16 protein-coding genes are annotated in these 13354 nt (G+C 36.0%); 10 read left to right on the top strand and 6 right to left on the bottom strand.

Annotated features, from left to right (window positions below; genetic code table 11):
* Window positions 1-549, top strand: a 549-nt coding sequence (locus M014_RS26435) for an IS3 family transposase (protein ID WP_035414595.1), incomplete at its 5' end; no start/stop codon positions are given.
* 56 nt (window positions 550-605) lie between these two features.
* Here M014_RS26435 and brnQ2 read toward each other — a convergent pair.
* The gene (gene brnQ2 / locus M014_RS0105185; RefSeq protein ID WP_026590770.1) at window positions 606-1925 is read right to left on the bottom strand and encodes a branched-chain amino acid transport system II carrier protein BrnQ2; all 1320 of its coding nucleotides are present in this window, start codon (window positions 1923-1925) and stop codon (window positions 606-608) included.
* A gap of 571 nt (window positions 1926-2496) precedes the next feature.
* Here brnQ2 and M014_RS0105180 point away from each other — a divergent pair.
* Window positions 2497-3168 carry a DUF421 domain-containing protein gene (locus tag M014_RS0105180; protein ID WP_026590769.1) on the top strand — a complete coding sequence of 224 codons (672 nt, stop codon included), beginning with the start codon at window positions 2497-2499 and terminating at the stop codon, window positions 3166-3168.
* A gap of 42 nt (window positions 3169-3210) precedes the next feature.
* Here the strand turns inward: M014_RS0105180 and cotJC are convergent, their stop codons facing one another.
* From cotJC to M014_RS0105165, 3 genes are all read right to left on the bottom strand, one after another.
* Window positions 3211-3780: a spore coat protein CotJC gene (gene cotJC, locus M014_RS0105175; protein ID WP_026590768.1), complete on the bottom strand. Its 570-nt coding sequence runs from the start codon at window positions 3778-3780 to the stop codon at window positions 3211-3213.
* 128 nt (window positions 3781-3908) lie between these two features.
* Window positions 3909-4172 carry a spore coat protein CotJB gene (locus M014_RS0105170; RefSeq protein WP_026590767.1) on the bottom strand — a complete coding sequence of 88 codons (264 nt, stop codon included), beginning with the start codon at window positions 4170-4172 and terminating at the stop codon, window positions 3909-3911.
* 8 nt (window positions 4173-4180) lie between these two features.
* Window positions 4181-4396: a spore coat associated protein CotJA gene (locus M014_RS0105165; protein WP_026590766.1), complete on the bottom strand. Its 216-nt coding sequence runs from the start codon at window positions 4394-4396 to the stop codon at window positions 4181-4183.
* A 111-nt stretch (window positions 4397-4507) separates the two neighbouring features.
* Between M014_RS0105165 and M014_RS0105160 the strand changes: the two genes are divergently transcribed.
* The 6 genes from M014_RS0105160 (at window position 4508) to M014_RS0105135 (ending at window position 7987) form a co-directional block, all read left to right on the top strand.
* A complete protein-coding gene (locus M014_RS0105160; protein ID WP_026590765.1) occupies window positions 4508-4879 on the top strand; it encodes a VOC family protein in 372 nt (123 codons plus the stop codon).
* Window positions 4880-4898: 19 nt separating this feature from the next.
* Window positions 4899-5678: a DUF2935 domain-containing protein gene (locus M014_RS0105155; RefSeq protein WP_026590764.1), complete on the top strand. Its 780-nt coding sequence runs from the start codon at window positions 4899-4901 to the stop codon at window positions 5676-5678.
* Window positions 5679-5777: 99 nt separating this feature from the next.
* Entirely contained in the window at window positions 5778-6335 is a 558-nt protein-coding gene (locus M014_RS0105150; RefSeq protein WP_026590763.1) for a spore coat protein, read from the top strand.
* 245 nt (window positions 6336-6580) lie between these two features.
* Entirely contained in the window at window positions 6581-6862 is a 282-nt protein-coding gene (locus M014_RS0105145; protein WP_026590762.1) for a YkvA family protein, read from the top strand.
* Window positions 6863-6872: 10 nt separating this feature from the next.
* Window positions 6873-7478, top strand: a complete 606-nt coding sequence (locus M014_RS0105140; RefSeq protein ID WP_026590761.1) for a DedA family protein — start codon at window positions 6873-6875, stop codon at window positions 7476-7478.
* 305 nt (window positions 7479-7783) lie between these two features.
* On the top strand, window positions 7784-7987 hold the full coding sequence (locus tag M014_RS0105135; protein WP_026590760.1) for a hypothetical protein: 204 nt from the start codon (window positions 7784-7786) through the stop codon (window positions 7985-7987).
* A 142-nt stretch (window positions 7988-8129) separates the two neighbouring features.
* Here M014_RS0105135 and M014_RS0105130 read toward each other — a convergent pair whose 3' ends face one another.
* Complete coding sequence (locus M014_RS0105130) at window positions 8130-9533, bottom strand: amino acid permease (RefSeq protein ID WP_026590759.1); 1404 nt, start codon at window positions 9531-9533, stop codon at window positions 8130-8132.
* Between the two features lie 241 nt (window positions 9534-9774).
* On the opposite strand from M014_RS0105130, the gene M014_RS0105125 reads away from it, so the two are divergent.
* Both M014_RS0105125 and murQ read left to right on the top strand, forming a co-directional pair.
* Window positions 9775-10902 (top strand): cation:proton antiporter, encoded by a 1128-nt coding sequence (locus tag M014_RS0105125; protein WP_026590758.1) that lies wholly within the window; start codon window positions 9775-9777, stop codon window positions 10900-10902.
* Window positions 10903-11289: 387 nt separating this feature from the next.
* The gene (gene murQ / locus M014_RS0105120; protein ID WP_026590757.1) at window positions 11290-12174 is read left to right on the top strand and encodes an N-acetylmuramic acid 6-phosphate etherase; all 885 of its coding nucleotides are present in this window, start codon (window positions 11290-11292) and stop codon (window positions 12172-12174) included.
* Between the two features lie 258 nt (window positions 12175-12432).
* Here the strand turns inward: murQ and M014_RS0105115 are convergent, their stop codons facing one another.
* Entirely contained in the window at window positions 12433-13344 is a 912-nt protein-coding gene (locus tag M014_RS0105115; protein WP_026590756.1) for a DMT family transporter, read from the bottom strand.
* Window positions 13345-13354 lie beyond the last annotated feature (10 nt).

Below are 13354 nucleotides of genomic sequence, written 5' to 3'. Positions count from 1 at the left end.
CCTTTTTACGGAAGGAAAGCATCGATTGTGTTTCAAAACCATCTGAATCGAGAATTTTATGCGGATAAGAGACATGTAAAATTAGTAACAGATATTACATACATAAGAATTGGAGAAGAATTTGCTTATTTGTCAGCTGTCTTAGATTTGTATAACAATGAAATCGTGGCATGGAAGTTATCACATCGAAACGATTTAGCGCTTGTACTTTCTACATTAGAACAGTTAGAAGGAATCAAGCGTACTACTAAAACCCTTCTACATTCTGATCAAGGATTTCAATATACATCAAAAAGTTACGCAAAACAGTTAGAACAATTAAAGATAAAAGGAAGTCATTCTAGACGAGGGAACTGTTTTGACAATGCATGTATTGAATCGTTCTTCTCTCATTTAAAAACAGAGAAGTTGTATTTAGTGCGTCCAAAAACATATGAAACAACTTATCGAGCAATCCAAGAATATATTACATTTTACAATCAAAAGCGATTCCAAGAAAAACTTCACGGCCTTTCCCCGATAGAATATCGGGAAAAGGCCGTGGCATAAAACTCTTTTTATTATTGTCTACTTGACGGGGATATGACCAATGCTTGCTTCTTTTTTTATTTCGTAGAAACTTTACCTTCTGTTTGTGTTTGCGGAATAAAGTATCCTACAATACCTCCAATAATTGCTGGGACGATCCAACCAATCCCTAATTTGTAAAAAGGAATTGTACTTGCAATAGATGTAATCGCATGTGGCATCATTCCCACATTATCAAGCGCGTGAATACAGCTAATGATGAATGCAGCAATCATTGCACCGATGTATACAGATGGTTTACGTTTCGTATATTTATCAATAAATGATACAAAAATTAAGATGATTGTAATTGGATAAAGAATGATTAACACAGGTAACGTAATTTTGATTAACAAGTTGAGTCCTAGGTTTGAAACGATAAAGCTAAAAATACAAACATATAAGACAAGCTTTTTATAAGAAACATTGGTTAATACATTTGTGAAATAATTGGCAAATGCACTAACTACACCAATGGCTGTCGTTAAGCAAGCAAATATAATGGCGATGCTTAGCAGAATATTACCGCTTGTCCCAAATAATTGGTACATAATAGTTGCTAATAGCTGTCCACCATTTTCAAATTGTCCTAAATTCCCATTTGATGCTCCGATATATCCAAGTAAGAAATAAACGATTGTTAAGAAGAAAGCAGCAATACTTCCGCAAAGAATTGTGTATTTTGCAATAGATTTTTTTTCCTCAACACCATTTTGACGAATCGCATTTACGACAATTGTCGATAAAACGAGAGCGCCAATCGCATCTAATGTTAAGAACCCTTCTAAAAACCCTTTGAAAAATGGAATTTCTTTATAGTCGCCGACAGGGGGGATAGGTGTTCCCGCTGGAGACAGAATTGCTTTTGTTGCCATAACTGCAATAATTCCAAGTAAGATTGGTGTTAATATTTTTCCAATATGATCAACTAATTTGGATGGGTTTAATGATAAGAAGTAAACAACCGTAAAGAAAATAAGGCTAAACAGTAACATGGAATACCATTGGTCCTGGAAAAGTGGTGCGATTCCAATCTCATAAGAAACAGATCCAGTTCGTGGAATAACAAATAGTGGGCCAATTGAAAGGTAGATAATAATAGCTAGTACTGCTGCGAATTTTGGATGAACACGGCTCGCTAAGTTGTTAAAGCTACCGCCTGCAAGGGCAACAGCAACGATTGCTAATAACGATAAACCAACATCTGTAATGACAAATCCTGAAATAGAAACCCACATGTTTTCTCCTGAAGAAAGCCCAAGAAGTGGTGGGAAAATCATATTACCAGCGCCGAAAAAAACTGCAAATAGCAATAAGCTAATTGAGAGAATTTGCGATGGTTTTAAAGTTGTACGCATGTATAGAAAATCCTCCTAAGAATCTTTTTTTGTCGAAAATTCAAATAATTTGTCGAGTAACTGTTTTAATTTTAATCGTCTGATGACTAGAAAGCAACAGGGAATTTTAAAAAAAATTAAAAAATAATGCGTTAAGTTGGATAATTATACGTTTATCCCGCTATGTGAGAGCAGTAATCTTCCTATTTCAAGATTCATAGAGAACATTGTCCAGTTCCAGTGGCTAGAATGTTCGGTGGCTTCGCTTCTTCCTGCGAGGTAAAAAACACCTCTACGTTAGAAGCTCCATCCCCTCACATTCTGGACGAGCCACTTCCACTTTTCTTTAAGAGGGTAGGTGGGAGATGATTTTTTGTGAAATTCCGATGGGTGCTGATTAATTCAAGTTTCGCTTTATATTTTTCTCATTTAAGGTGGCATACTACGTGTAAAGCTGTTTTGGATTAAGAAAGTAAAACTTTAACTAGTGAGGGGATTTTGTCTAGTTTCTTTTTCTAAATGATGATGTGAAGGTGTCACTGTCTGCGAATAGCGCGATAAAAATGTGTGAAATAAAGAAAGGTGACAGAGTATGGATTATGTAGAAATTTTTATTGAACTGCTATTTGGGTATGTTGTGTTATTTTTTGTCGTTAAAATCCTTGGGAAAACGCAAATAAGTCAAATTACACCATTTGATTTTATTTCAGCACTCGTTTTAGGGAATTTTTTAGGGGATGCTATTTATAATAAAGATGCCCATATAGGAAGGATTATCTTTTCCGTTATTGTGTGGGGAGCTTTCATATTAACTACAGAAATTATTACGCAAAAATGGAGAAAAGCTCGTTTATTCCTTGAGGGAAAACCATCTATTTTAATTGCAAATGGAAAGTTAGATTGGACCGAAATGAAGAAAAATCGTTTAGATGTTGATCAACTTCAGCATTTGCTTCGTGCAAAGGATATATTTTCTTTGCAAGATGTAGCGTTTGCAGTTTTAGAAAATGATGGATCGATAAGTGTGATGAAAAAATATGATGTAGATATGCCAACAAGAAAAGATTTGAAAATAAAAGGGAAGGAAAATGTATTGCCGATCCTTCTTATTAGCGACGGGGAGCTTATTACATACAATTTAAAAAAGTTTGGGTTACATGAAGTATGGCTGCAAAAAGAGCTAAAGAAGCAGAAAACAGATTTGAAAGAAGTATGTTATGCGGAATGGAGTAAAGGAGGGAGTCTTTATATTCAAAAATATTAGTAGGGAACGTGCACATACTGTTTTGGTATGTGCACAAAATAGTTAAAAATATATTTTCTTATCGCGTTCTTCTTTCAAAATTTCAACAGCTTCGCGGAAACGTTGGGAATGAACGATTTCGCGCTCACGTAAAAAACGAAGACTATCATTTATGTCAGGGTCATCTGATAAATTGATGAGCCATTGATATGTTGCTCTTGCTTTTTCTTCTGCAGCAATATCTTCATATAAATCTGCAATTGGATCCCCTTTTGCTTGTATGTATGTGGCTGTAAATGGAACGCCGCCTGCATTGTGATAAAATAGTGCACTATCATGATTGGCGTACTGAGCATCCAGCCCAGCGGCTTTCATCTGTTCTGGGGTCGCGTCTTTTGTTAATTTATAAATCATTGTTGCAATCATTTCAAGATGAGCAAATTCTTCTGTGCCGATATCTGTTAGTAAACCGACTACTTTATCAGGAATGGTATAGCGCTGGTTTAAATAACGGAGAGCAGCTGCTAATTCGCCATCTGCGCCGCCATACTGTTCAACTAATAATTTAGCAAGTGCTGGATTACAAGTACTTACTTTCACAGGGTACTGCAATTTTTTTTCATATATCCACATATTTTATCTCCTTTATCCCGCTATTTATGGAGGGTAATACTCCGATCTTAAAATTTAGCAAAAGAAAAAAGTTAGGTGAAGATTGATTATGAGTGGGGGATAAAACCCCCACTGATTCGATTTTCACTTCATATTTGCCATGGCCATGGACCTTTGCTCCATTCCCACGGGGCTTTAGAATAACTATTACCAAATTGTTGAAGTGGACCATACTTTTCCTCAATCTTTTGCTTTTGCAACCTTCTTTTATAGGAAAAATCATTAAATTGATTGATAGCTGTAACATCATCTGGATGAGTATCTAAATAAAGCGTGAGTTCGACTAATACAAAATCGAGTTCTTGCAGCTCTTCTATCCACTTATAATATTCATCTGGCAATGTTTGAGCCACGGATTCTCTCACCTTCCTTTCTTATAAGGGTTTTCATAAAAATCATAGAAAGCAGGCCACAAAGTGCCCTTTCTTAACGCTTCGTTAGGCGGGAATTGAGGTAAGTTTGGTGGCTGGAATCCCATATATAAATGAGGAGGAGTTGAATAAAATTTCTTTCCAATAGGCGGACAAGGATCGTTTGGGCCATGGTAAGGTGTGAAAGATTTCATAAATTTGTCCATAATATAAGCCTCCTTTACAAGTAAAATATTCATCACTATGTATTGTATTCAGACATAATTGTCATTTATGACTCATATAGAAAAACTAGTAGGGACAAGGGGGAGGTATATGTGGAGACGATTACAAATAACATTGTATTAGAAGTGAGGAATTTAAAGGAAACCTTATACTTTTATGAAGGGGTTTTAGGGTTTAAACCGAGTAGACACCGTCCGCAATTACATGTGCCTGGTGTTTGGTATGATGTTGATGCAACGAGAATTTGCTTCGTTTTAAATCGAGACAAAGATCAGGCTGTCGGCAGGGCATTATCTTCTTATATAAATGTTAATTTGCCATTTGACGATATAGAAAAGGTGCGGAAAAAATTAGAATTCTATTGTGTGTCATTTGAAGAATTAAAGGGATGTAACACGGAGAGAAGGGGGATTGTTGTGCATGATCCTGATGGGTATAGAATTTTAATTGAGCCGAGAGAGTAAGTAAGGAGGAGTTAATGGGATGAATAGCACGTATGAAGAAAATGCATTGTTTGAACATAAATTTTGGCTAAAGGTTCTTGGTGATCACGCCCAGTTTCTTTTAGATGCTTTAGCTCCAAATGAAAAAGAAGATATTCAAAAAGCGATGTATTTTGTCCAAATATTTGATAGGTTCCTCAGCAATATCCATACAGTAAATTTAATTGCATTTGCGAAAGATGCACACGAAGCCGCAGAGGGAATTAGGAAATTTAAGCTGAGTATTATACAAAAGCAGCTAGAAGGAAAAATCAAAATTCATTTTACACCAACTTTTCTTAACCATATGGTGAACGAAGTGGAAGAGTATATAACTGTGTTAGAGTATTTAATGAAAGGAGAAGTGCCACCTATTTTTCATGAGTTACATTATCATCTCGTTTGGCTAACGGATGCAGCTGGGCATGCAGGTTCCATTTCAGGTGGGCTAGATCTTGTCGAAAAACGACTGAAAGAGAAGTGCGAGAAATATGAAAAGCACTTTGAACAATTCTACTTGAAAGCTGTGGAAATGACGGGTTACTTACGGACAGAACTACACTCTTTTCCAGCCCTAAAGAAATTTACCAAAGATGTTGCATTGGAATTGAAATTATTTTCTCATTTTCTTCACGAGCTAGAGGAATTGGGAATATCTAATCAAGTATTAAGCATCATCTCTGCAAGAATGGCAGACCATATGGCAAGGGAAGAATGTTATTATTTATTGAAACTGGCACAAGCTTCTGGCTTAGAGACACCAAAGTGTAATCCACTTTAATTCATACTAATAAAAATTCGCAGAGATGTGGATTTTTATATGGTATTTTTGTTTTTTTAGGAGATGCTAGAAAGGAATTTATAGAAGGGAGGAATAGGAATGCAATTAGCAACGCATGAATTACGGGACTTAAGTGAACTGATAGCAGGAGACTATAACACAATTAATACGATGTCTACATATATACAGCAAGCACAGGATACGGAGTTGAAACAAATGTTACAGAAGCATCTTCCTCTTCATGTGCAAGATTATAATTTGAAGGTGGAATTTATACAAAGTGAGTCACCTCCCAATATATCAAAGTTTCAGCCGTCTAAATTAAAACCAGTATTAGCTTCTTATACAGAGTCACCTTCACAACAATATTCCCCCGTTACACCAAGCGTGGCTGCGCAGCTTCCTAATGATCGGTCAATCGCACTTGGATATTTACTGAATCAAAAGTCGTCTGCGTTTAATTGTGCAGGTTCTTTATTAGAGTGTGCGAATCCAGAGCTAAGAACGCTTTTAGAAAATACCTTCTTAAACAGTAGTCATCATGCTTATGATATTTGGCAGTATATGGTAAAAAAAGGATATTATCAACTATCGCCAGCACCAAGTTCTGAAATGCAAGCCATAGCAAGTATGTATCAGCCACTTCATGAAGGATAACTGAAAAAGATTGACAAGTTCTAGCAAATATTTTAAGGTAATTTTATAAGATTGCGTATATAAAGGGGAGTAACTTATCACAATAAAGTCGTCATTACAGGGAGAAACCCTCGGCTTTATTGGCAACATCTTTGTTGTTAGTGAGACCTTTACCGGCAATGGTAAAGGCCCCTTATTGTCTTTTTTAGGACCTTTACTATATTTGGTAAAGGTCCTTTTTGTATGCAGAAAAGGAGAGGTGAAAAGTGAAAAAGTTTATAAACCGATTTCGATTTATGCTTCATCTTCGCCAGTTTGGTCCATTTCTATATGACTTTTTTACATCAAAAGAAGTCGCAGTGCAGAAGAAAATCCTATCCATTGCTTTATTAATCGGGTATGTCATGTTTCCATTTGATCTTATCCCTGATTTTTTACTATTCTTTGGTGTATTAGATGATATTGCTGTTGTCTTATTTATTTTGCAGCGAATTGTGAAAATGGCGCCGAAGCACTTACAAGAAAAATATAATTTAAATAAAGGATAGGAGTTAATAAATGGAGCAGTTTATTTTAGATGTAATTGACTATTTAAAGCAGTTTTCTTATTTTGGTGTCATTCTAGCATTAACATTTGAGTTTATTCCAGCAGAAATTGTGCTGCCGCTTGTGGGGTATTGGGTATATGAAGGAGATATGAACTTTTGGCTTGCGGTATTAGCTGGAACGGTTGGAGGAACGACGGGGCCTCTAACACTATATGCACTCGGTTATTATGGTGGTCGACCGTTATTACTGAAATATGGGAAATACTTTTTTATTAAGGAAGAACAGATTCAAAAAGCAGATCATTTCTTTGAAAAATATGGACCAGCTGTGGCGTTTCTTGGGCGCTTTATTCCAGGAGTTCGTACGCTTATTTCAGTTCCATGTGGGATGGCGAAAATGAACATTTGGAAATTTAGCATATACACATTTGTAGCGATGTTACCGCTCACGACGCTATATATATATATCGGATTGAAGTTAGGACCTCATTGGAAAAAGGCAGGGGCAATGGTCGAACAATATACGCTACCGATACTAGGAGTTGTTTGTCTCATTGTAATAGGAATATTCATTTTCAAGTTTGTGAAAAAGAGAGATAAAGCGGAATCTATGTAAAAGATGATGAGACTATTTAATGCCTGTTCTAGATTATAGATCTAAATCCTTTTGTATTCCATGCAGGGCTAATCAACATCATATCTACTTGTAAATGGGACAATAAATGAAAAAGAGGCAACAATTAATCGTCGTGATTTCTATAAGAATTCTGGGACAAGCTTTTTTTTCATAGTAAGAGTTCATATTGTCTATTGTGGAAAAATTGATGAGTTGTGCCGAATCGCCGATATATAGAGTGATTCCGCTGATATATGAATTCGTGTTAGAATAAAAGTAGATAAAACATTAAGGGAGCGAATATTTTGGAACAGAAAAAGCTAAAAAGAATTCTTGAGTATGTATGGACTGCAGTTGTGCTCCTTGTTGGATATTATTTTTTGAAAGACAAAAGCATCTGGATTCTATTTTTAATGACTTTTTTATTAGCAGGCCTAGGAACGTTGTTTATTAACTTTTTCTTTGATAGTTTAAATGTATGGAGAAAGAAAAAGAAAGAAGCAAAATAGTAAAGGGGAATGAGTATGCGAACATAGAAGCTTGTGTATCAATTGGTTTACAGCTTGCATCAGCATATTTTTCATTCTACAAACGTTACTGGAAAAACCTCGAATGTAAAACAGCTCGCCTCTAATATGGCGAGCTGTTTTTTCATGCTTCTTTTTGTTCACTAGTATTTTCTTTAGTCAGTAAATGGCTATTGCGTCTAGAATAGAAGAAATATACACATAGCCCAATAACAAGCCAAACAGCAAAACTTTTCCACGTTGTTGCGGAAAGGTTAATCATTAAATAGAGACAACAGCAAATTGCAACGATTGGTAATATCGGTACGAATGGAGTTCGGAATCCTCGCTTTAAATTTGGATGTGTTTTCCGCAAAATGAGTACAGCACAGCTAACAAATATAAAGGCAGTCAATGTGCCAATATTGACTAAATTTGCAAGTAGATGTAGATCTAATAGACCCGCTAATAAAGCAGCTACAATTCCAGTAATCCATGTATTTAATAAAGGAATTTTCACTCGTTGATTCACACGAGATAATGCTTTTGGAAGTAGTCCGTCACGGCTCATTGCATAAGAAACACGAACTTGTCCGTACATAACGACTAAAAGAACAGTTGTCATTCCTGTCATTGCACCGACAGCTAATAACCCAGCGATCGTATCTTCACCAACAAAATGAAGAGCGAAAGCAACTGGATCTGAAACATCTAGCTGTGTATAAGGAACCATTCCAGTTAAAACAAAGGATACAATCATATATAGTGCCGTACAAATTAGAAGGGAACCGATAATTCCAATGGGTAAATCTCGCTGTGGTTTTTTCGTTTCTTCAGCAGCAGTTGCAATGGCATCAAATCCTAGAAAAGCAAAAAATACGGTTGCTGCACCTGTAATAATTCCATCATATCCAAATGGTAAAAATGGTGTCCAATTTTCAGGTTTGACGTACTTTGCACCTGCTACGATAAACGCGATGATAACTGCCAATTTAACTAATACCATAATATTATTAATGCGAGCACTTTCGCGTACACCGAAGCTAAGAAGGAGTGTAATCAAAAGTAAAATACATACGGCTGGTAAGTCGATTATTCCGCCTTTTCCCGTCCCGGGGGCCGAGGCGATAATGGCAGGTAGATGAATATTAAATCCGGAAAGTAACGATTGTAAATACCCTGACCATCCTACGGCTACTGCTGCAACTGCTAGTAAGTATTCAAGCATTAAACACCAACCGACGATAAAAGCAACAATTTCTCCAACTGTCATATATGCGTATGTGTAAACGCTTCCTGACATAGGGATAGAAGAAGCAAATTCTGCGTAACAGAAAGCTACGCATGCACAGGTAAATGCGGCAATAAGAAAAGATAACATAATACCAGGACCAGAGTGCTTGGCCGCAACGATTCCTGTTAAAACGAAAATACCTGTCCCAATTACAGCACCAATACCTAAGAAGGTTAAATCTAATGCGGTTAATGTTCTTTGTAATTGTTTTGGTGATTCAGTAGTAAGTGCCTTTTTTCGTAATAGTGACTTCACTTGGACTCCCCTCTCATTCCTTGATTTTCACAACTGCGAATATAATACGAGCCCATTGTAAAAGAGTATGTAAGTGAATAGAGGTACAGTTGTGTATGGATTATAAAAACTCTAGAATTGCTGTAGTCATTTTATTATAATTCAGAATATTTTGTCAAATAAAAATATGAAAAATAAAATTTTGATTGGAAGGGAAAACTATCTTCAAGAATATAAGCATTTTTTAGTAGGAGAAGATACTATGTTATTTTATTTTGAACTTGTCGTTATTTTACTTTGTACGAAATTAGCTGGCGATATTAGCGCCCGGCTTGGCCAGCCATCGGTGTTAGGGAAATTAATTGTGGGAATTATTATTGGACCTGCTGTCTTTGGAATTATTAATAGCTCTGAACTTATTGATGAACTGAGTGAGATTGGTGTTTTGTTACTTATGTTTATGGCAGGGCTCGAAACGGATTTAGAAGAATTAAATCGTAATTTGAAATCTTCATTCGCGGTAGCGATGGGAGGTATCATTTTTCCTTTTCTCGGTGGATATTTGGCAGGACTCGCCTTTGGGATGTTACAATCACATGCCATTTTTCTAGGATTATTGCTGTGTGCAACATCGGTGAGTATTTCTGTTCAGACATTACGTGACTTAGGAAAAATGAATACAAGAGAAAGTATAACAATCTTAGGAGCTGCGGTGTTTGATGACGTTATCGTTGTCATTTTATTAGCTTTTGTGATGAGTTTTTTAGGCACGCAAGATGTGAATATTACACTTGTCATCGCTAAGAAAATTATCTTTTTCGTGAGTATTGTTTTTATTGGCTGGAAAGTTGTTCCGTGGATTATGAGGATGCTGGTACCACTTCGAGTATCGGAGGCATTAATAAGTGCAGCACTTATTATTTGTTTTTCATTTGCGTACTATAGTGAAAAAATGGGGATTGCTGGTATTATCGGTGCATTTGCTGCGGGGATTTCAATTTCCCAAACAACATATAAACATGAAGTAGAACATAAAATAGAGCCGATTGCGTATGCGATTTTTGTTCCGATCTTTTTTGTTAGCATTGGTATGGAAATAACATTTCAAGGGATTGGAAACCAAATTTGGTTTATCACTATCATGACAATTATTGCAATTCTTACGAAATTAGTGGGATCTGGATTAGGCGCAAGGTTAACAGGATTTAATTTGAAATCCTCGATTAGCATTGGAGCTGGGATGGTATCACGCGGAGAAGTGGCACTGATTATCGCAGCTAATGGATTAACAGCGAATTTATTGGCGAAAGAAAGTTTCACTTCAATTGTCATTGTTGTTATACTTACAACGATTATTACGCCGCCATTATTGAAGAAGTATTTTGTATAAGCGAAAGGAACTTATCGGTTGTTGATAAGTTCTTTTTCATTAAAATAAAAGCAACCGCTAGCAATGGAGGTTGAATAGTGAAATCGTCAACGTTACTATCTAAAATAGAAAATCAGAGGAATCAATTTTCACCAGCTAAAAAAGGTTGCTGGGTATAATAGAAATGCAGAAATTTTTTCTAAATTAAGCAAACAAGAGAAACAGCAGAACGATTAGGAAAATTGAAATCAGAAAAGGTGGGGGAAACCTCATCCTTTTTTGCATGAAATAGACACATTTTTGTTATAAGAAGAAATGAAATCCCATAAAATATATTCGAATATTCGATTTTAAATTTCGCGAGGATGTAATAAAGGTGTGAAATGAAATTTCAAAGTAGGTGAGCGAATGCTAGAAAATTTATCGACAGAGCATCGTAATGAAAATACTATGAATTTAGATGAAATGAGTATAAAGCAGATTTTACAAACAATGAATCGAGAAGATTATAAGGTTGCTATAGCGGTAGAAAAAGAGATTGAGCATATCGAAAAAATTGTACAAAGTGCTATCACATCTTTTCAAAATGGTGGTCGTTTAATTTATATCGGAGCTGGTACAAGTGGGCGTTTAGGAGTTTTAGATGCTGCCGAATGTCCACCGACATTTGGAACAGATGAGAAACAGGTACAAGGATTTATCGCAGGTGGATCAAAAGCGTTTACGAAGGCAGTGGAAGGTGCTGAAGATCGAGAAGAATTGGCAGTAGAGGATTTAAAGGCTATTCAGTTAAATGATAAGGACACTGTTATTGGAATTGCTGCAAGCGGTAGAACACCTTATGTAATTGGCGGATTGAAATATGCAAACTCCGCTGGTGCAAGTACAGCTAGCATTTCCTGTAATAAAGGGGCAGAAATAAGTAAATTTGCAAAAATGAGCGTGGAAATAGAAACAGGGGCAGAGGTGTTAACAGGATCTACACGCTTAAAGGCCGGAACTGCACAAAAATTAGTGCTGAATATGATTTCAACAGCTTCGATGATTGGGGTAGGAAAAGTTTATAAGAATTTAATGGTTGATGTGCAATCAACAAATGAAAAATTAGTTGAGCGCTCCAAGCGAATTATTATGGAGGCGACAGGAGTAGATTATAAAGAAGCGGCAGTATATTACGAGAAAGCAAAGCGTAATGTGAAAGCTGCAATTGTCATGATATTACTGCAGTGCGAATATGGGGAAGCACTTGAAAAATTAACAGATGCGAAAGGATTTGTGAAAAAGACACTATAAAGAAGTGGGATTTATTGAAATGACACGAAAGGAAATACATAATGCAAAGAAGCTGTAAAGAGAAGCAAAAATTTTAATTATAAATCAAAATTACTTTCTATTCTAGAACGCTGGGAAATTCAAGGTGGTGATACTGGAAAGGCGACAGAGTGTTTATTGCCAGCAGAAGAACAGCACTATTGAAAAGAAATGAGATGAAAAAAATGAAGCGTGTAAAAATATCGCCATTATGTTAAAGATAATGGCGATATTTATCTATTAAGAGTGTTGCCGTACTAAAGTTTGGCTAGGCTGATGTGCAACTGCTTTAAAATGGGAAAATAAATAACAGCCAGTAACAACGATGAATGTGCCTACAATTTGTATCCAAGTTAGTTCTTCCCCTAAGAAAGGAAACGCTAAAATGGCAGTGAAAATGGGATTGAAATTTAGGAAGATACCTGATGTAGTTGCTCCTAATTTTTGAACGCCAATATTCCAAAACACCATACAGACTACAGTTGAAATTAAACCTGTATATAGTAGTGAAGTGATAAATGAAGCATTAATATTGGAAACAGTAAAGCTTGGTATATTAAATGGAAGCAATATAATGACACCAAAAATACCAGAATACAAAGTTGCCATCATTGGTGTAGTTGTTTTTGTTGCCCATTTACTACAAACAGAATAGATACCCCAAATACAAACTGCGGCCATCATCCACAAGTCTCCGCTATTAAAATGTAATGAAAATAACAGTGCGATATTTCCTTTTGAAAGGACGAGAATTACACCAAAAAAAGAAAAAATCATAGATAAGATTTGAAGTGTATTGATTTTTTCCTTTAAGAATAAAGATGAAAAGATTGCAATTGAAATCGCATTTAGTGTAGAAATAAGCCCTACATTTGTTGCCGAAGTTTGCTCTAACGCTAAAAACTGAAAAATATTAAAGAGAACAACACCGGTGATTCCCATAAGTAGTAAGGGAAGAATTGCGGCGCGCGGTGGGAGAATTTTCTTTTCTTTAAACCAGACAATTGGTAATAAGCAAAGAACGGCAATGATCCATCTTAAATTTGTAAGCGTCATTGGAGAAGCATGATCTACAAGTGACTTTCCAACGACAAAGTTTCCCCCCCATAGTAAGCTTGTTAGAAGTAGTAAAAAGACATAAAAATAAGGCATCGTTTAAACC

The organism is Bacillus sp. UNC437CL72CviS29 (assembly GCF_000482345.1).
Taxonomy (GTDB): domain Bacteria; phylum Bacillota; class Bacilli; order Bacillales; family Bacillaceae_G; genus Bacillus_A; species Bacillus_A arachidis.
The sequence above is the reverse complement of the archived record's forward strand: the minus strand, read 5'-3'. Positions and strand labels throughout refer to the sequence as shown.